This window comes from Pseudomonas sp. PAMC25584, assembly GCF_058135675.1.
In genome coordinates, this window is sequence record NZ_CM176870.1 from 3,076,324 (window position 1) to 3,095,224 (window position 18,901).

At 60.6% G+C, this 18,901-nt stretch carries 13 protein-coding genes; 6 read left to right on the plus strand and 7 right to left on the minus strand.

Features of this window, described 5'->3' with window-relative positions:
* Positions 1-47 precede the first annotated feature (47 nt).
* Positions 48-425, plus strand: a complete 378-nt coding sequence (locus ACS5Q8_RS14090) for a response regulator (protein ID WP_247398395.1) — start codon at positions 48-50, stop codon at positions 423-425.
* Between the two features lie 64 nt (positions 426-489).
* On the opposite strand, the gene ACS5Q8_RS14095 is transcribed toward ACS5Q8_RS14090, so the two are convergent.
* From ACS5Q8_RS14095 to ACS5Q8_RS14115, 5 genes are all read right to left on the minus strand, one after another.
* Positions 490-5,094, minus strand: coding sequence for a hypothetical protein (locus tag ACS5Q8_RS14095; protein WP_465160332.1), 4,605 nt, complete (start codon positions 5,092-5,094; stop codon positions 490-492).
* A 294-nt stretch (positions 5,095-5,388) separates the two neighbouring features.
* Positions 5,389-7,080, minus strand: coding sequence for an ATP-binding protein (locus tag ACS5Q8_RS14100; RefSeq protein WP_276192935.1), 1,692 nt, complete (start codon positions 7,078-7,080; stop codon positions 5,389-5,391).
* On the minus strand, positions 7,080-8,579 hold the full coding sequence (locus tag ACS5Q8_RS14105; RefSeq protein WP_276192936.1) for an ATPase domain-containing protein: 1,500 nt from the start codon (positions 8,577-8,579) through the stop codon (positions 7,080-7,082). The genes ACS5Q8_RS14100 and ACS5Q8_RS14105 overlap by 1 nt, the downstream gene beginning before the upstream one ends.
* A 141-nt stretch (positions 8,580-8,720) precedes the next feature.
* Positions 8,721-9,779 carry a tetratricopeptide repeat protein gene (locus ACS5Q8_RS14110; protein ID WP_465160333.1) on the minus strand — a complete coding sequence of 353 codons (1,059 nt, stop codon included), beginning with the start codon at positions 9,777-9,779 and terminating at the stop codon, positions 8,721-8,723.
* A 76-nt stretch (positions 9,780-9,855) separates the two neighbouring features.
* On the minus strand, positions 9,856-10,749 hold the full coding sequence (locus tag ACS5Q8_RS14115; protein ID WP_426099767.1) for a bestrophin family protein: 894 nt from the start codon (positions 10,747-10,749) through the stop codon (positions 9,856-9,858).
* A gap of 235 nt (positions 10,750-10,984) precedes the next feature.
* Here ACS5Q8_RS14115 and ACS5Q8_RS14120 point away from each other — a divergent pair, with 235 nt between their 5' ends.
* The 5 genes from ACS5Q8_RS14120 to ACS5Q8_RS14140 are packed head-to-tail and all read left to right on the plus strand — an operon-like array spanning position 10,985 to position 16,544.
* The gene (locus ACS5Q8_RS14120; RefSeq protein WP_426099768.1) at positions 10,985-12,634 is read left to right on the plus strand and encodes an AMP-binding protein; all 1,650 of its coding nucleotides are present in this window, start codon (positions 10,985-10,987) and stop codon (positions 12,632-12,634) included.
* Between the two features lie 22 nt (positions 12,635-12,656).
* On the plus strand, positions 12,657-13,424 hold the full coding sequence (locus ACS5Q8_RS14125; RefSeq protein ID WP_276192941.1) for an SDR family NAD(P)-dependent oxidoreductase: 768 nt from the start codon (positions 12,657-12,659) through the stop codon (positions 13,422-13,424).
* A 13-nt stretch (positions 13,425-13,437) separates the two neighbouring features.
* The gene (locus tag ACS5Q8_RS14130; RefSeq protein ID WP_465160334.1) at positions 13,438-14,622 is read left to right on the plus strand and encodes an acetyl-CoA C-acyltransferase; all 1,185 of its coding nucleotides are present in this window, start codon (positions 13,438-13,440) and stop codon (positions 14,620-14,622) included.
* 9 nt (positions 14,623-14,631) lie between these two features.
* Positions 14,632-15,759 carry an acyl-CoA dehydrogenase gene (locus tag ACS5Q8_RS14135; RefSeq protein WP_465160335.1) on the plus strand — a complete coding sequence of 376 codons (1,128 nt, stop codon included), beginning with the start codon at positions 14,632-14,634 and terminating at the stop codon, positions 15,757-15,759.
* A gap of 11 nt (positions 15,760-15,770) precedes the next feature.
* Complete coding sequence (locus ACS5Q8_RS14140) at positions 15,771-16,544, plus strand: enoyl-CoA hydratase (protein ID WP_276192944.1); 774 nt, start codon at positions 15,771-15,773, stop codon at positions 16,542-16,544.
* Positions 16,545-16,620: 76 nt separating this feature from the next.
* Here ACS5Q8_RS14140 and ACS5Q8_RS14145 read toward each other — a convergent pair whose 3' ends face one another.
* Together ACS5Q8_RS14145 and ACS5Q8_RS14150 are read right to left on the minus strand one after the other, a co-directional pair.
* Entirely contained in the window at positions 16,621-17,772 is a 1,152-nt protein-coding gene (locus ACS5Q8_RS14145; RefSeq protein WP_276192946.1) for an acyl-CoA dehydrogenase family protein, read from the minus strand.
* Between the two features lie 3 nt (positions 17,773-17,775).
* Complete coding sequence (locus ACS5Q8_RS14150) at positions 17,776-18,879, minus strand: enoyl-CoA hydratase/isomerase family protein (protein WP_426099771.1); 1,104 nt, start codon at positions 18,877-18,879, stop codon at positions 17,776-17,778.
* Positions 18,880-18,901: the final 22 nt, after the last annotated feature.

Below are 18,901 nucleotides of genomic sequence, written 5' to 3' on the forward strand. Positions count from 1 at the left end.
TGACTGCATGGTCGTAATTGCAGCAATTGACCGGACAAAGGCTTCCCATGAGTGAAGATGCACAAGACGTTGTTCTGATCGTCGAGGACGACGAATCCATTATGTTTGTGCTGGACGAATACCTCAAAGGCCTGGGCTATCGGGTATTGAAGGCGATCAATGGGGAGGAGGCGTTTGAAATCCTCGCCAGTAAACCGCACCTGGACCTGATGGTGACTGACTATCGCCTGCCTGGCGGCGTCACAGGTGTGCAGATCGCCGAGCCGGCGATCAAGTTGCGCCCGGAACTGAAAGTGATTTTTATCAGCGGATATCCTCAGGAAATCCTCGACTGCAACAGCCCGATCACCCGCAAGGCGCCGATCCTGGCCAAGCCGTTTGACCTGGATACGCTGCAAGAGCATATCCAGCGCTTGTTGGTGTGACACGTCCGTGTGTCAGTCAACCCTCGAATAGGCTCTGACGCTCCTGACCGGCGAGAAGTCAGGGTTACCAGGCAAGCACCTCGGCCTTTGCTTGCGGATCAAGTACCCGAGCTGGGTTATTCCCCTCGAAGAGCTCAAATGATCCATCGGGTTTTATGTCAATGCGGTTGGCCGTTGCGATCGTAGTGGAGGCCGGGTATTTGTTTGCGATATTGAACACCACTTGTTCACTGGCGTGACTTTGCTTCAGTGCGATGCCTAATCCCGGGATGCTCCGGACATTATCGCCGCCCACATAAATCACTTTGCTTCCCTGATCCAATTTCCCCTCCAGTTGTTTAAGCACCCTATGTTGTTCAGTCGTCGGCGTGCCGCCAGGGAAGTGCATCAATGTTCGTTTCCGGTAGACACCGTCGTTCAAGTCGGTAAGCACTGCCAGTGTCGAACAGTCACCAATACCTCGGGTGCTGATGATTGACGTCGGATCAGTGACGGTGACGTCCGTATACTCCGACATATGGACGTAGTGGGTCTGAGCGGGGGGCTTCACGTTAGTGGTAGTCGTCGGGATAGGGTCTTCATAAAGCCGTTTGATAGGTCTGTCATGAAGACTCGCGGTGCCTATCCACGACTCGTTATGGTCACTGATCTTGAATTCAAGTTTTTTGGGGTCATTGCTATAAGTTTTGTATTGGACCGGCAGCTTCTTATCATTGAATATTTTTTCGAGGCCACGCTTCATCATGGCCTCGCTTGAGAACTCGGCCACTCCAAAATTTGGGTCGTAAAAAAAGAACTTCTTAGCGTCGCCATCCGGCACGGACCCTGCCAGCATTGCATGGCCAGGGGAGTCGATCATCACTGTCTTGCCGCCCGGTGCGTTGGCCAGTTCAGTAATCATGTCCTGATACGTTACCTGGCGCTGCGGATTCCCGGCGTGAAACATCGTCGGTGTGCTGATGCTTTTTTGCACCTCACCTAATGTGCGAGTAAATACTCGCGCCGCCTCGCTCCGTGGATTAGCGGCGGCGATGTACAGGTTGTCGATGAACACCCGCTCTTTTCCTTGAGCCTTGGCTGACGCGAAGGTACGAGCAAGGGCGGCGCACTGGCCCTCGGAAAGACGGTTGACCTGGCTAAGGTAGAAGGCCTGAGGTACGGGGGTGAACGTTCCTCCGACAGTATTTACGTGGGCGTTGAAATGCTGTGTGCCGTTGAGCCCGTGCTGCACAGCCAGCCTTTCCTGCTGCCGGACTAATGTGCCCACCTCTCTTGCGGTTCGGTCCGGACGTAGTGCTAGCTTCATCACGTCTTCTGATTTCATGCCCTTGACATAGCCTTTGATCCGTTCCGGCGCGCCCTCTTCATAGCCATTCTTAAAGGCTGCGCTGGGCATCCCATCTCGTTGGTGACGATCAAGTAACGTTCCCCAATCTTTGCGGATTTGAATCGACGCCGGTGAGGGAGGCGTCAGCACGTTTTGCCACGCACGAAGCGCCGGAGTGCCGCCTCGAATGGAGGCTTGGAAATCGTCCAGTGCCTTGCCGAACGGGCGCTGGGTCGCAGTATCAAAGGCATACCATTTACCTTCCTGGAGTACCGCGGCACCTTGCTGCGTCTCGCCGGAAGTCTTGAAGGTGCCCATCGCGGCGGCGTCGTACTGTTTGCTTGCGGCGACCAAGTCGTAGCCAGTGTGCGTGCCTCGCAGTTGCCGGATGTCTTGAATCGCGTCGCTGATGACACGTTTGCCTGCACTTGCCACGCCGCGACCTGTAGCGCGCAGCAAATCCGCCGCACCGTCCAGCGGGTTGACCAGGCTGATCGCGCCAAGCCCCAGGGTTTTTCCTATGCGCAAGGCCTTGCTACCCGCAGAGAGGGTGCTGGTTACCACTTTCGCTGCTTTGCCCACGGTCGCCGCCCCGGCCGTCATGACGCCAAATACGTCGAGTGACAGGTCAACGATGCCGTCGCCGATATTGCCATCTGTGAAGTTTTTGATCGCCGAGCGCAGTGGGATCAAGTTAAGCAGAAACGTGTTCAACTTCCTGTAGAACGGAACCTCGGACTCAACCGTCGTGACCCCTTGGGCCTTGGCTTCCAGCGCTCCCCATACACTGCTGACCGTGGCCACCGTGGCACCGATGGCCACGCTTCTGGCGCTGGAGAAACTATTCAACGGCGCCCCGGTGTCGGTTTTTTCTTGTACGAGCTGTTGCCGTACAAGCGGGCTACCTTCATCGGGGATGGACAGTGTGACGGGGACCATGTCCGTGTAAGGCGTCCTGTTATCACGCGGTTTTCCGTCTTCTATATGAAACCCAGGCTGATAACCGGGCTGGAAATCGCCGAGATCCCGGCGTTTGGTGAGCGTGTTCTTTTGGACATTCAGTTCATAGGTGTGGGCAATCCCGTCGCGCATCACTTTCAATAGCACAGGGTTACCCTCGGCAGCCGGTACCCGGACGATACCGCTGGCCTGATATTCGCCCTTGAACTCCGTGAAGATCGAGAGGCTCCCGTATTCGATATTCTGGCGGTCTTCCAGCGGCAACTGGGCGATCAAGTGCTTGACTTGCGTGGCGACGCTGCTGTCCAGAGCGCGGCCAAACTGTTTGAACTCACTCACGAATTCCCTGCTGATGTTCTTCAGCGACTGGGTCTTGCTCAAGACTTCTTCGAGGGTGAAATTGGGCGTGTTGGCGGCAGAGCGTCCAGGGCCTCTGCGTGGTGCTGTGTAGGGCTCAATCACCCACTGGTTGGGGGGTTGTGAGGCGCCGTTGCGCCTGGCGGGGTGGTAGGGCACCTTGGGCGGGTTGTGCAGCATGTTCTCCATGTATAAGTCCAATATCGAGTAAGGCCCTGGTCGATCTTTGTCGTAGGTGCTCAGTACGATGCACTTCAGTTCCAGGCGTGCGTCATTGCCCAACGTCTTGCGCAATTCGGCCAGGGCCATCTCTTTGCGAGACGCAGGCGCAGGCGTGCGCTGTGCTTCGGAAGCGGCTCTCAGTTCGCCGACCTGTTGGTTAAAGGCATCGGTGATGGTTTGCATATCCGCAGGCGACATCACACGCGCGACGATACTGTTGGTCAGGCCCCATTCCTTCAGGGCGTCATGCTGAGCGACATATTCGATCTGACGCTGAGCATGGGAAACCGGGGCGATATCGGCGTACACCATGACTTCCCCGTAAGTCATCGTTGATGCCCGGCCCGGGGTCTCTGCCTCAATGCGGGCCACCGCCGTACTGAAGCTGACGTGGGCAGGGGAGCCATGAGTGACCACGGCTGGGATATCCTTTACCAGCAATTCCGGCGCCTTGGATGCCAGTTTCAGGTAGGCCTGGATACTGGCTTTTTCCGGTGACGAAGCCTCTTTTGTGATGAAGTACAAATGGTTGGCCACGCGCTGGGCCGTCTCTGACAAAGGCTTGCCTTTAAGCTGCTGGCCGGCCAGGTCAAAGCCTGAAATATGCTTCTGGGGCAAGGTCGCCCGGGTAAATGCATCGGTGTAATTCAGGTTCAAGGCAGCCATTAACCAGTCATTGACACTGCCTTTGACTGACAGTGTGTTGAACTTGGCCTGGATGGCCGCCCCCAGCGCCTGGCCCTTGGGCCATTGGATGAGTCGATCGAGCAGTTCCCGCGGATTGCGAAACTCGTTGGCTTCGATCACCACACCTTGCATCAATGCTTCCAGCACATTGCGGTTGGATCCCAGGTTCAGATCGCCAACATTGCCGTGCTGCAAGAATGCCAATAGTTGGCGCTGGGTGTCCGTGTCAATCGGCTGCGGCCAGGACAGCGCGCCACCATAGTTGCCATTGGCGGGACTTCGCGATGTGGGAGTGAGGAGAGATAGCCTGAGGTTCTCCACTTCTCGCGCAGTGCCGGGTTTATCAAAGCCGTGGTGTTCAAAAAAGTCAGCCAGGCTGACGACGCCTCCTTCCTGCAAGCCTTGGTCCTGTTGGTATGAGGAATGGGGGTTCAGCTCGAAGGTGTTTTCCCGCAGATACTCGGGGATCTGCGACGACGCAAGGGTGCCTGAGGCAAGCGCTGTCCCCAGATGCTTTAACAGCACAGCGGCTTGATGTCGGTTATTGATATTCCCCAGCAGCGCCTTCTGAGTGTCGAGTGCGTGCTCGCTGCGCTCGTCATAGAGGCCAGGGAACACCGCCGTATCAAGCTGTGCAAAGGTTTTATCGCGCTCTAGTTCGGTGGCGCGTTGCTGGAATTCAGAAGGGGAAATTCGCGTCGGCTCTTGGTAGAACTGCCCAACCAGCCAGGCCGGCGCGCGGTTGGCGCTCTCGGGCGAAGGGAGCGGGAACGGCCTATTCCTGCCGGATATGACCCGTCCGGCATCCATTAACGGCCCTCGCACCGCCGACCAGTGCTTGTCCTCGCTTGCACGCATCTGTAATGGCGTATCGAGCGAAACATCCAGGGTCACGCGGTAGGTGACTTGACCGCTTTGCGGCAGGATTTTGATCGACCCAGGCAGGGCTCTGGCGTGGCGCCGCCAGTCAAGGAACTCGGGGGACTGAGTGGCCTCGCCCAACAGCTTCCACCACTGGCCAAATGTTGAGTCTGGTGGAATATCCACCAAGATGGCGTTGTCGTTGGTGGGAACACCGGTGAAGCCCAGCAAGGCCTTGCCATAGTTTTGCGCCAACGCGCTGTCGCCGCTGGCCCTCGGGGAATCGCCAGTGGCAATGAGGGGGGCGCTTTCGTGACCGGACTCCACATGCCCCCGCGCAGCGGGTTGGAGCGCGTCGGCGGCAACGTGAGGCGGCGGGGGGGTGTGCAGGAGGCTGCTGGAAATCGTCATAGGCTACGGCTCTATCATCAGGATTGAAGTCCACTGGGTGCAAATTCCGAGTCCCAGTGATAATCCTTCGTACCGAAGCCCCTCGACTGATTCCATTTTCGCGCCGTGGCTTTATTGCCTGTTGTTACCTGTTACTGGCTATAGGTTCGCCGTTGTAGCGTCTGAACGGATCATTTCTCTGACCTTTGCCGTCAATAGGTCAAAGGTAAACGGCTTGGTAATCAACTGCATCCCCGGGTCCAGAAAACCGCCGCGCACGGCCGCGTGTTCGGCATAACCGGTGATAAATAGCACCTTGAGTTCCGGCCGAATCTGCCGGCCGATTTCCGCCAGTTGCCGGCCGTTCATACCCGGCAGACCGACGTCACTGATCATCAGGTCAATGCGCTGGTCGGACTCGATGATCGGCACGGCCGTGTTGGCATCGCCGGCCTCGACATAGGCATAGCCCAGCTCCTTCAGCACGGCGCAGACCAAGACCCTGACCGCAGGGTCATCCTCCACGATCAGCACCGTTTCGCCGGCATCGGCAAATGGCAGCAGGGCGGGGTTTACCGCTTCGGCCACCACCATTTCGCCGACGAAACGTGGCAGAAACAGGCTGACCGTGGTGCCTTTTTCGACTTCGCTGTGGATCGTCACGTGGCCACCGGATTGCCGTGCAAAGCCGTAAATCATCGACAGGCCGAGGCCGGTGCCCTGGCCGATCGGCTTGGTGGTAAAGAAAGGGTCAAAGACGCGACCCATGACGCTTTCCGGGATACCGCAGCCGGTGTCGCTGACGCTTAATTCAACGTAGTCACCGGGTTGCAAGGTGCCGTAGGCGGCGGTGAACACGCTGTCGAGATGGCGGTTGCTGGTTTCCACGGTGAGATTGCCGCCGTTGGGCATCGCATCGCGCGCGTTGATCACCAGGTTGAGCAGGGCGCTTTCCAGTTGGTTGCGGTCGGCCTCGGCGGTCCAGAGCGGGTCGCCGAGGCGCATATCCAGCGCAATGCTTTCATTGATACTGCGTTGCAACAGTTCGCCCATGGAGGTCACCAGTTGGTTGATCTCGACGGGTTTTGAATCCAGCGATTGCCGGCGGGAGAACGCGAGTAGGCGGTGGGTAAGGCCGGCGGCACGGTTGGCGGAGGTGACGCCCAGGTCGATCAAGCTGTCCAGGTCGTCCAGCTTGCCGCGCGAGACGCGCCTTCGCAGTAACTCCAGGCTGCCGATTATCCCGGTGAGCATGTTGTTGAAGTCATGGGCGATGCCGCCCGTCAACTGGCCGACGGCCTCCATTTTCTGTGATTGGCGCAGCGCGTCTTCATTGCTGCGCAACTGCGCCGTGCGTTCTTCCACTTGCTGCTCAAGGGTCTCCAGCGTGCGCTGCAAGCGCAGTTCGCTTTCGCTCAAGTCGATCAGCCGGTCGCGTGCATCGTATTGCCGGCGCCGACCGCGCAGTGCGGCACTGACCAGGCTGATCAACGTCACGGGATGGAAAGGCCGCTCGAGGAAGGTGACGTTGCCCAATAACCCGCTCAGGTGCGAGGAGCCGTTCTGCTCGTTGCCGCCGTGATGGGTCATCAACACGATGGGCAAATCCGACCACGCAGGCTGCTGGTGCAAACGTTCGAGCAGCGGCTCCAGGTCCACGCCGCGCAAGGCTTCGGCCGCAATAATCAGCAGGCCGGCACCGTCTTCCAGTGCGCCGCACAAGGCCGTCAGGCTAGTGGCGATCATGCCGCTGTAACCGGCCTCGTTGAGCATCATCAACGCCAACGCGCCGTCACGGCCCATCGGCGCAAGTACGATTGCACGCTCGGAGAGTGGAGATAAACCCGTCACTAGCCCTCATCCTTGAGCAGAGGCGAGCCGGCGCCCATGTACGTCGGGATACCGCGCAGTACGCCCTGAAAGTTATCGAGCGGCTCGCCGACGGTCATGCCCTGGCTGCTGATCCGGTATTCGCGAATGGTCGACTCATGGGGGCCGGTGCGTTTCTTGATGATGGAAATGGCGCGGCGCACCTTGCCCAGCGCTTCGAAATAGCGCAGCAGAATGACCGTGTCGGCAAGGTAGGTAATGTCGACGGGCGCTTGCATGTCACCGACCAGGCCGTGCTGGGCGACCGTCATGAAGGTGGCGGCGCCACGGCGGTTGAGATACAGCAGCAGTTCGTGCATATGCAGGATCAGCGCATTTTCTTCCGGCATTGCGGCCTGATAGCCGTTGATGCTGTCGATGACCACGGTCTTGATCCCGCCCTCATCCACGCAGCGCCGCACGCGGTGTGAGAACTCGCCGGGAGTCAACTCGGCCGCGTCGACTTGTTCGATCAGCAGGTTGCCGGTGGCTTGCAGCGTGGCGAGGTCGATGCCCATGTTTTTCATGCGCTCGAAGAGCAGGCCCAGTTCCTCATCAAAGATGAACAGTGCGGCTTTTTCGCCCCGCGCCACAGCGGCGGCGGCAAACACCATCGAGATCAGCGACTTGCCGGTGCCCGCCGGGCCGAGGATAAGGCTGCTGGAACCGGTCTCGACTCCGCCCCCCATTAAGGCATCCATTTCGCGAATGCCGCTGCTCAGGGTCTCGCGCACGTAGCCGCCGCGATGTTCGGCCGCCACCAGGCGCGGGAAGACATGCACGCCATCGCCCATGATGGTGAAGTCGTGGAAGCCGCCCCGGTACTTTTGGCCACGGTACTTCACGACGCGCACGCGGCGGCGTTCGGCACCGTAATTGGGCGTCAGTTCTTCCAGGCGAATCACCCCATGGGCCACGCTGTGTACGGTTTTGTCGAGGGATTCGGTGGTCAGGTCATCGAGCAGCAATACCGTGGCGTCGTAGCGCACGAAGTAGTGTTTGATTGCCAGGATCTGCCGTCGATAACGCAGGGAGCTTTGCGCCAGCAGGCGGATCTCGGAGAGGCTGTCGACCACCACGCGGGTCGGCTTGACCCGTTCCACCACTTCAAAGATCTGCCGCGTGGCCTCGCCCAACTCGAGGTCGGAAGAGTACAGCAGGCTTTGCTGATGGTCGGCATTGAGCAGGCTTTCCGGCGGGGTCAGCTCGAAAATATGGATATTGTCATCCAGATCCCACCCGTGGGATATCGCACCTTCGCGCAATTCACGCTCGGTTTCGGACAAGGTGATATAGAGCGAGCGTTCACCGTTCTTCGCACCCGCCTGCAGGAAGTGCAGGGCAACGGTGGTTTTGCCGGTCCCTGGCTCGCCTTCGAGCAGAAACAGATGGCTGCGGGACAGACCGCCGGAAAGAATGTCATCAAGACCTTCGATGCCAGTGGCCGCTTTTTCGGTTAATAGCGCGTTGGATGTAGACAAGAAGTGCCCTCAGGTCACATACGAGTAGAGGTGCGCGTTCGTTCGAGCGCGCCATAGCTTCTTGACCATGGCGTGTCAGCGGGGTTCCACCTTATCGGGATTTGTACGTAGTGTCGGCGCTGGGGCCGCGCTGCCGTTGGCCTACAGCCCCTGCTGCAGCGCCGGATCATCCGGGTTTTGTTGTTCCAACTGCGCCAGCAGCACTTGCACGTTCTGCAATTGGCCGCCTTCTGTCCAGTAGGTGACGAGCAGCACCCGCGCCTTGCGATTGGCCGGGTGGCGCTGGATGATTTCTTCCAACTGGCGCTGGGCGGCTTCGAGTTCCTCCTGGGCGTGCAGGGTCGTGGCCAGGTCGTAACGGTAATCTTGATTGTTCGGTTCCAGCTCCACCGCCTTCGACAGGCCGAGCAACGCGTAAGCGCGCTCACCGTGGTGCAGCAACCACATGCCCAGGGCGTGTTGCAGGTACGCGGATTCGGGATGCGCCGCCAACTGGCGGGCCAGCAGTTGGCGCGACTCGTCGGTCTTGCCCTGTTTGTCCAGCAGTTCGATTTGCGCAACCACGGCTTGCAGGTTGTCCGGCTGCAGGCGCATTGCTTGCTCCAGGGCGTTCTGTGCCTGCGGCAACAGCGCGCTGTGGATATACAGGCGCGCCAGTTGGAGCCAACCTTCGGCGGTTTCAGGTTGCGCCTTGAGCTTCTTCACAAACTCATCGAGCACTTGCTGCAAGGGCCCGAAATACAGGCCGAGGGTGTCGGGCGAGAGACCGAGCAACGCATTGGCGGCGGTAAAGCGCACGTCTTGTTGCGGATCGTCGAGTAATGGGCCGAGCAACAAGGTGCGCTGGCCCGTAGGCACCAGGCCGACGATGCTGTGAATCGCCGCTTCACGCACGTGCGGTGAGTCATCGGCCAGATCCTTGTCGGCGAGCTTCAGTGCCTGAGGGCTCGGGTAATTGGGCAGTTCGGCATGCAAGGCGATGCGGCGCTCGTCGGAAAGGTCCGGCCGGGCCAATTGCTGATACAGCACGCGGGCGGCGCCAGGTTCGCCGTTACGCGCCTGTTTCAAGGCTTTCGCGTAGCCATGGGCAATCGCGGGCGGTACGGCCACCGGGGTGGAATGGGAGAAATACCAGGTGATCAGCACAATCAACAACAGGGCGCACAGGCCGATGATGGAGTAACGGCGTGACTTTGACATGCAGGCGTCCGAGAGCTTAGGCAGCTATGGCAAAGCCCTCAGCTTCGGTCAGACCACGGCGAGTGTCAAACCCGCATCAGGTCAGCACGTATTCCACCGGCTCCAGGGCAGGCGGCAAGGCCGTTTCGCCGAGGGCTGCGAGGATCTCGCGTTCCAGCGTCCGCACGATCGCGTTGCAGGGCAGGTCGTTCTCATCGAAGCCGAAGGGATCTTCCAGATCGTCGCCGATTTCGTCGAGGCCAAAGAAGGTGTAGCTGACGATTGCGGTGAACACCGGCGTGAGCCAGCCCAGCGGTTCGGCCATGGCAAACGGCAGCAGGATGCAGAACAGGTAAATGGTGCGGTGCAGCAGCAGGGTGTAGGGGAAGGGCAGCGGTGTGCTTTTGATCCGCTCACACGCCGCCTGCACCTGGCTCAGGCTGACCAGCCGGGTTTCCAGTTGGGTGTAGCGCCATTCACTGATCACGCCCCGTTCGGCCAGCCCGGAAAACCGCGTGCCGAGCTGTTGCAGTACCTGGTCAGGAAGGTTGGGGTGGCCTGGGTCGACTTCGATCCAGGGCTTTAGCGCTTGGGCTTCATCTTCCAGGCGCAGGCGCGCGATCAACCCATGGGCAAAACCGCAGAGGCCGCGCAGTAGGCTGGCCCGTTCCAGCGGGTCGCTGAGCACCTGGGTTTCACGGATCAGTGAGCGCACTTCGATGATCATCTGCCCGAGTTGCTTGCGGCCTTCCCACCAGCGGTCGTAGCAGGCGTTGTTGCGAAAACTCATGAAGATCGACAACGACAGCCCGAGCAGGGTGAACGGCGTGGCATTGACCTTGGAGAAATACGCCGGGTGCAGGGTTTCCACCAGCACGATCACCGAGGCCAGCAACGTGACCAACAGGCTGCGCAGGGCGATCCGCTTGGCGATCGAGCCCTTGAGCGAGAACAGAATGCCCAGGAGGTTGGGTTTGGGGCGAACAATCATCGGGAGGGGCTTCGTCGGTGGCGCGGCCATCAGGTTAGAAGCTGGCGGCCGGGGCGTCCAATCGCTTGGGCCGACTGCTTGATCGGCGGGGTCTATGATCAAGAAGCATTGGCCAAACCAGTCAGGCATGTTGGTGGCTTTGACTATTGCTGCTGCAGCGCTCTAGAGCCACTATTTCGGCGGTTCTTGTCCGAAAAAACGTCCTGAAAATAAAAATACCGAAGGATTTGAAGCGATGCGTGACTATTTGGCTGCCACTACCGAGTTCGATTACCAACACACCGTCGACAGCACCTTGGCCGGAAACCTGCTAGGCCTCAATGCCTGCGTGGAATGCTGCGACCGGCATGCATTGCCAGGGCGCATTGCGCTGTTCTGGGAAGGCAAGGATGGACGCAGTGCCACGTTCACCTTCAGCGATTTGCAGGACCAGGCTTCACGCTTCGCCAATTTCCTGTTGGCCCAGGGCGTCAAACGCGGCGACAAGGTGGCCGGCCTGTTGCCACGCACCGCCGAATTGCTGGTGGTGGTCCTCGCGACCTGGCGCATCGGCGCCGTCTATCAACCGCTGTTTACGGCCTTCGGCCCCAAGGCTATTGAACACCGCCTGAGCAGCTCTGGCGCAGCCGTGGTGGTCACCGATGCGGTGAACCGGCCCAAACTCGCCGAAGTGGAAGGCTGCCCGACGATCGTGACAGTCACTGGCGCCAAAGGCGAAGGCCTGGTGCGCGGTGATTTCAGTTTCTGGGCCGAGCTGCCCAATTACTCCAACCACTGCGAGCCGGTGCTGCTGGGCGCAGACGAGCCGTTCCTGCTGATGTTCACCTCGGGCACCACCGGCCCCTCGAAAGCGCTCTCGGTGCCACTCAAGGCCATTGTTGCGTTCCAGAGCTACACCCGCGACGCCATCGACCTGCGCCCTGAAGACGCGTTCTGGAACGTCGCCGACCCGGGCTGGGCCTACGGCATCTATTTCGGCGTGACCGGGCCTTTGTCCATGGGCCATCCGATTACCTTCTACGATGGCCCGTTCACCCTAGAAAGCACCTGCCGGGTCATCAATAAATACGCGATCACCAACCTGGCCGGCTCGCCGACCGCATATCGCCTGTTGATTGCCGGCGGCGAACAATTCGCCCGCTCGATCAAGGGCAAGCTGCGTATCGTCAGCAGCGCCGGCGAGCCGCTGAACCCGGAAGTGATCCGCTGGTTTGCCGATAACCTGGGGGTGACCATCCATGACCACTACGGCCAGACCGAGCTGGGCATGGTGCTGTGCAACCACCACGGCCTGGAACATCCGGTGCATGTCGGGTCGGCGGGTTTTGCTTCGCCGGGGCATCGCATCGTGGTGCTGGACGACGATCACCAGGAGTTGCCTGCCGGCCAGCCGGGGATTCTCGCCATCGACCGAGAGCAATCGCCAATGTGCTGGTTCGCCGGCTATGACGGCGCACGGACCAAGGCCTTTGTCGGCAAGTATTACCTCAGCGGCGATACCGTCGAACTCAATCCGGACGGCAGCATCAGCTTCGTCGGACGCAGTGACGATGTGATCACCACCTCTGGCTACCGCGTGGGCCCGTTCGACGTGGAAAGTGCGCTGGTCGAACACCCGGCAGTGGTGGAAGCGGCGGTCGTCGGCAAGCCCGACCCGGAGCGCACCGAGCTGGTCAAAGCCTTCGTGGTGATCAACGAGCAGTTCCGCGCCACCCCCGAGCTGGCCGAGGAACTGCGCCTGCATGTACGCCAGCGCCTCGCCGCCCATGCCTACCCACGGGAAATCGAATTTGTCAGCGACTTGCCCAAGACCCCGAGCGGCAAGTTGCAACGCTTTATTTTGCGTAATCAGGAAATCGCCAAGGCGCAAGCCGCGTTGGCCTGATCCACTTTTCAAGGAAACAATGATGCAGATTGAAAACAAGGTTTTTCTGGTCAGCGGCGGCGCGTCGGGCCTCGGTGCAGCCACCGCTGAAATGCTGGTCGCTGCCGGTGCCAAGGTGATGCTGGTGGACATGAATGGCGACGCGGTCGCGGCCAAAGCCAAACAGCTGGGCGACAACGCCCGCAGCGCCGTGGCGGACATCAGCCAGGAAGCCGCTGCCGAAGCCGCCGTGCAAGCCACCGTTGCCGCCTTTGGTGGCTTGCACGGGCTGGTGAACTGCGCCGGTGTGGTGCGCGGCGAGAAGATCCTCGGCAAAAACGGCCCTCACGCGCTGGCCAGCTTTGCCCAGGTGATCAACGTCAACCTGATCGGCAGCTTCAACCTGCTGCGCCTGGCCGCTGCGGCCATTGCAGAAACCCCGGCGGATGCCGACGGTGAGCGCGGCGTGATCATCAATACCGCGTCGGTGGCGGCGTTTGACGGGCAGGTCGGCCAGGCGGCGTATGCCGCGTCCAAAGGTGCGATCGCCAGCCTGACACTGCCCGCCGCGCGGGAGCTGGCGCGCTTCGGCATTCGGGTGATGACCATCGCCCCCGGCATTTTCGAAACCCCGATGATGGCTGGCATGACCCCGGAAGTCCGCGACTCGCTGGCCGCCGGTGTGCCGTTCCCGCCGCGCCTGGGCAAACCGAGCGAATATGCCGCGCTGGTCCGGCACATCATTGAAAACAGCATGCTCAATGGCGAGGTGATCCGTCTCGACGGTGCCTTGCGCATGGCAGCCAAGTAAGAGAGGAAGCGTCATGACCGATCCCATCGTAATTGTCAGCGCCGCGCGCACCCCCATGGGCGCGTTCCAGGGCGATCTCAAAGGCCTGACCGCACCGCAACTGGGCTCTGCGGCGATTCGCGCCGCCGTCGAGCGTGCCGGTATCGCCAGCGATGCCGTGGATGAAGTGCTGTTTGGCTGTGTATTGCCGGCCGGTCTCGGCCAGGCCCCCGCACGCCAGGCCGCCCTTGGCGCCGGGCTGGACAAGGCCACCCGCTGCACCACCCTCAATAAAATGTGCGGCTCGGGCATGGAGGCGACGATGCTTGCCCATGACTCGCTGCTGGCCGGCAGCGTCGAGGTGGTGATTGCTGGCGGTATGGAGAGCATGTCCAACGCCCCGTATCTGCTGGACCGCGCACGCAGCGGCTACCGCATGGGCCACGGCCGCGTGCTGGACCATATGTTCCTCGACGGCCTGGAAGATGCCTACGACAAAGGCCGCCTGATGGGCACCTTTGCCGAAGACTGCGCACAACATAACGGCTTTACCCGCGAGGCCCAGGATGCGTTTGCCATTGCGTCCCTGACCCGTGCGCAAGCGGCGATCAGCAATGGCAGCTTCGCTGCCGAGATCGTCCCGGTGCAGGTCACGGTAGGCAAAGAGCAAAAAACCGTCCTGCATGATGAGCAACCGCCCAAAGCCAAGCCGGACAAGATTGCCAGCTTGAAACCGGCGTTCCGCGAAGGCGGGACAGTGACGGCGGCCAACTCCAGTTCAATTTCCGACGGCGCGGCGGCCTTGCTCCTGATGCGTCAGTCCGAGGCGCACAAGCGCGGCCTGCAACCCTTGGCGGTGATCCGTGGGCATGCGGCGTTTGCCGATGAACCGGGCCTGTTTCCGGTGGCGCCGGTGGGGGCTATACGCAAGCTGATGAGCAAGACCGGCTGGAGCCTGAACGAAGTGGACCTGTTCGAAATCAACGAAGCCTTTGCCGTGGTCAGCCTGGTGACCATGAGCAAGCTGGATATCCCCCACGACAAGGTCAACATTCATGGCGGCGCCTGTGCCTTGGGTCACCCGATCGGCGCGTCCGGTGCGCGGATTCTGGTGACGCTGCTGTCGGCCCTGCGCCAGAAGGGTCTCAAACGGGGCGTCGCCGCTATCTGCATCGGCGGTGGTGAAGCCACGGCCATGGCCGTCGAATGCCTGTATTAAGGACTGACCATGCTACCCAATGACGAACAACTGCAAATCAGCGAAGCGGCCCGACAATTCGCCCAGGAGCGCCTGAAACCGTTCGCGGCCGAGTGGGACCGCGAGCACCGCTTTCCCAAGGAGGCCATCGGTGAAATGGCCGAACTGGGCTTTTTCGGCATGCTGGTGCCGGAACAGTGGGGTGGTTGCGACACCGGCTACCTGGCCTACGCCATGGCCCTGGAAGAAATCGCTGCCGGCGACGGGGCTTGCTCGACCATCATGAGCGTACACAACTCGGTGGGTTGCGTGCCGATCCTCACGTTCGGCAACGACCAGCAGAAAGAGCAATTTCTCAAGCCGCTGGCCAGTGGTGCGATGCTCGGCGCCTTCGCGCTGACCGAGCCCCAGGCCGGTTCCGATGCCAGCAGCCTGAAAACCCGTGCACGCCTCGAAGGCGATCACTACGTGTTGAACGGCTGCAAACAATTCATCACCTCCGGGCAAAACGCCGGCATCGTGATTGTGTTTGCTGTCACTGACCCGGCGGCGGGCAAGCGCGGCATCAGCGCGTTTATCGTGCCGACGGATTCGCCGGGCTACACGGTGGCGCGGGTCGAGGACAAGCTCGGCCAGCATGCGTCGGATACCTGCCAGATCCTGTTCGAAGACGTCAAGGTGCCGCTCGCCAATCGTCTGGGGGAGGAGGGTGAGGGGTACCGCATCGCCTTGGCGAACCTCGAAGGCGGGCGTGTCGGCATTGCCTCGCAATCGGTGGGCATGGCCCGCGCCGCCTTTGAAGCCGCGCGCGACTACGCCCGGGAGCGCGAAAGTTTTGGCAAGCCCTTGATCGAACACCAGGCCGTGGCCTTTCGCCTGGCGGACATGGCCACGCAAATCGCCGTCGCACGGCAAATGGTGCATTACGCCGCCGCCCTGCGTGACAGCGGCAAGCCGGCGTTGGTCGAGGCGTCCATGGCCAAGCTGTTCGCCTCGGAAATGGCCGAGAAAGTCTGCTCCGCCGCCTTGCAAACCTTGGGCGGTTACGGTTACCTGAGCGACTTTCCCTTGGAGCGGATCTACCGCGATGTGCGGGTCTGCCAGATTTACGAAGGCACCAGCGATATTCAGCGCATGGTCATCTCACGCAATCTTTAAGGAGCCACTACATGAGTTACGAAACTATTTTGCTCGACGTGCAGGGCCGTGTCGGGTTGATCACCCTTAACCGTCCGCAAGCCCTTAACGCGCTGAACGCACAATTGATCAACGAGTTGAATCAGGCGCTGGATGACTTGGAACGCAACCCTGAAATCGGCTGCATCGTGCTCACCGGCTCGAAAAAAGCCTTCGCCGCTGGCGCCGACATCAAGGAAATGGCCGAGCTGACCTACCCGCAGATCTATATCGACGACCTGTTCAGCGACGCCGATCGCGTGGCCAACCGTCGCAAGCCGATCATCGCTGCCGTCAACGGCTTCGCCCTGGGTGGCGGCTGTGAGTTGGCGCTGATGTGCGACTTTATCCTCGCCGGCGACAGCGCCAAGTTCGGCCAGCCGGAAATCAACCTGGGGGTGCTGCCGGGCATGGGCGGCACCCAGCGCCTGACCCGCGCCGTGGGCAAGGCCAAGGCTATGGAAATGTGCCTGACTGGTCGCTTTATCGACGCGGTGGAAGCCGAGCGTTGCGGGGTTGTAGCGCGCATTGTCCCGGCCGATGAACTGCTCGAAGAAGCGCTGAAAGTCGCCACGCTGATTGCCGGCAAGTCAGTGCCGATCAGCATGATGGTCAAGGAAAGCGTGAACCGGGCGTTTGAAGTGAGTCTCTCGGAAGGCGTGCGCTTTGAGCGTCGGGTATTCCATGCGGCGTTTGCGACGCAGGATCAGAAGGAAGGCATGGCGGCATTCGTGGCCAAGCGCGCGCCTGAATTCAAGGACAAATAACCCGCCCTCACAAACACTGCAGATCCACTGTGGGAGCGGGTAAGCCAGCTCCCACAGTGGGTTTGTGGTGTGTCAGTCAGAGCGGGTAGTTCTTCAGCTCCCGCGCAATCACCATCCGCTGAATCTCGCTGGTGCCTTCGTAGATCTGCGTGATCCGCGCATCGCGGTAGTAGCGCTCCACCGGATAATCCTCCAGATACCCATACCCGCCATGAATCTGCATCGCCGAGGAGCAGACCTTTTCGGCCATTTCCGAAGCGAACAGCTTGGCCTGGGACGCTTCCGACAGGCACGGCTTGCCCGCACTGCGCAGGCGTGCGGCGTGCAGGATCAGCAAGCGTGCGGCATTCAGCCGGGTTTGCATGTCGGCCAGCAGGTTGGCCACGCTCTGGTGTTCGATGATGGCCTTGTCGAACTGCACGCGGTCACGGGCATACCCCAGCGCAGCTTCAAACGCTGCACGGGCGATGCCCAGGGCTTGAGCGGCAATGCCGATACGCCCGCCTTCCAGGTTGGACAGCGCAATCGCCAGGCCCTTGCCGCGCTCACCCAGTAGGTTGGCCTCAGGCACGCTGCAGTGGTTGAGGGTAACGGCGCAGGTGTCCGAGGCGCGGATGCCCATCTTGTGTTCGGTACGATCAACCACGAACCCCGGCGTGTCCGTCGGCACCAGGAAGGCGGAAATGCCGCGCTTGCCCAGTTCCGGATCGGTCACCGCAAACACAATCGCCAACTTGGCGCGCTTACCATTGCTGACAAACTGCTTGGCGCCATTGATCACCCACTGGCCATCGCGCAGTTCGGCACGGGTGCGCAGGTTGTGGGCCTCGGAGCCGGCCTGGGGTTCGGTCAGGCAGAAGCAGCCGATGGCCTGGCCGCTGGCGAGTTCCGCCAGCCAGGTTTGTTTCTGCTCTGTTGTGCCGTAGTTGAGGATTGGCCCGCAACCCACTGAATTATGGATACTCATCAGTGCGCCCGTGGCACCGTCACCGGCGGAAATCTCTTCCACCGCCAAGGCATACGCCACGTAATCGACATAGGTACCGCCCCATTCTTCCGGTACCACCATGCCCAGCAACCCCAGCTCGCCCATCTTCGCCACCAGGGCGTCATCGATCCAGCCAGCTTTTTCCCAGGCCTGGGCGTGAGGGGCGATTTCGCCACGGGCGAAGTCACGCGCCATGTCGCGAATCATGATTTGTTCTTCAGTGTATTCAATATCTTGCATGGCTTATCTCGCAACCTGCGTGAAGTTGTGGAAGAAGCTTTCCACGTGGCTCGCGTCCAGCCCATGGAGTGTCGATGGGTTCCAGCGCGGGTTCTTGTCTTTGTCGATGATCAGCGCGCGGACCCCTTCAATCAGGTCGCCACGCTCGAACCACTGGCGATCCAAGTGCAGTTCCAGGGCGAAACACTGCTCCAACGGCAAACGGCGCCCGCGCCGCAGCATTTCCAGGGTCACGGCCATGGCCAGCGGTGAACGGGTTTGCATCAGGTTGGCCGTGCTCAAGGCCCATTCATGGCTGTTGGCGACGGTCACTTGTTGCAGTTGCTCGACAATGCTGCGCACGTCCGGCAAGGCAAAAAAATGGTCGATTGCAGGGCGCAAGGCGGCGAGCGGGGCGTCCGGCAGTTGCTGCACGGCCAGCTTGGCCAGCACGCCTTGCAGGTCCTTGAGAGGGGAATCTTGCCATGACAGTTGGTCGAGTTTCTGGTCGAGGTCGGCCAGTTTGGTGCTGTCCAGGTACCAGTCCGCCAGCCCGCAATACAACGCATCGGCCGCACGAATCTGCACGCCGGTGACGCCCAGGTAAATGCCCAGCTCGCCAGGAATGCGCGGCAGGAAATAACTGCCGCCTACGTCGGGGAAGTAACCGATCGCCACTTCCGGCATCGCCAGTCGGCTGCGTTCGGTGACCACACGCAGATCCGCGCCTTGCACCAGGCCCATGCCGCCGCCGAGGACGAAGCCGTCCATCAGCGCCAGTACCGGTTTGCGGTAATGGTGGATGGCCAGGTCGAGGGCGTATTCCTCGACGAAGAAATCCTCGTGCAGGGTGTCGCCGTTCTTGAAACTGTCGTAGAGCGAGCGAATATCGCCGCCCGCACAGAAGGCTTTTTCACCGGCACCGCGCAGGACCACGGCATATACCTGGGGATCATCTGCCCAGGCCTGAAGCTGTTGGGCCAGGCCGCGAACCATGTTCAGGTTGATGGCGTTTAAGCCGGCGGGGCGATTGAGGGTGAGGTGGCCAACATGGTTGCGGACGTTGGCCAGTACCTCTTGCTGAAGAATGTCGGCGTGGCTTGCCTCGGATGAAACCTGAGCAGTCATCTGTAACTCCCTGCTTTTATTG